This window comes from Anaerotignum faecicola, from assembly GCA_024460105.1.
Classification (GTDB): domain Bacteria; phylum Bacillota; class Clostridia; order Lachnospirales; family Anaerotignaceae; genus JANFXS01.
Map to the genome: position 1 here is coordinate 1 of JANFXS010000581.1, position 389 is coordinate 389.

Below are 389 nucleotides of genomic sequence, written 5' to 3' on the forward strand. Positions count from 1 at the left end.
TCACGGCCGGTGTCTCACCGTCCACTGTGAATCCTGCTTCCGTAAGCTTTCTTATGACCATCTCCTTCACAGGCGCGCTGTCGTCCGACTGCAGCTTACCCGCGACCACCGTTCCCTCTCCGCCGATAAATACCAGCTTCACTCTCTTATACTTCTCCAGTGTCAGGGGAAGGTAATGCTTCGTGTCTTTTACAAGTGTAATAAACTTGTCGGCCTGTTTTGCCGCAGATTCCCGAAACTCACGGCAGCCGATCACCGATAACTGCTCTCTGGGAGGCATCAGACGGCCTTCTGCCTGCAGCTTATGAAGCTTCAGCGCGGCCTTGATTCCGAGAATCCGGTGAAGCGCATCGCTCAGCCTCTCCTCTGTAATCACGCCGTTTCTGTAG

1 protein-coding gene is annotated in these 389 nt (G+C 54.2%); it reads right to left on the reverse strand.

The window, feature by feature from the left end; genetic code table 11:
• Positions 1–389, reverse strand: a 389-nt coding sequence (locus NE664_15495; GenBank protein MCQ4728037.1) for a glycosyl hydrolase, incomplete at both ends; no start/stop codon positions are given.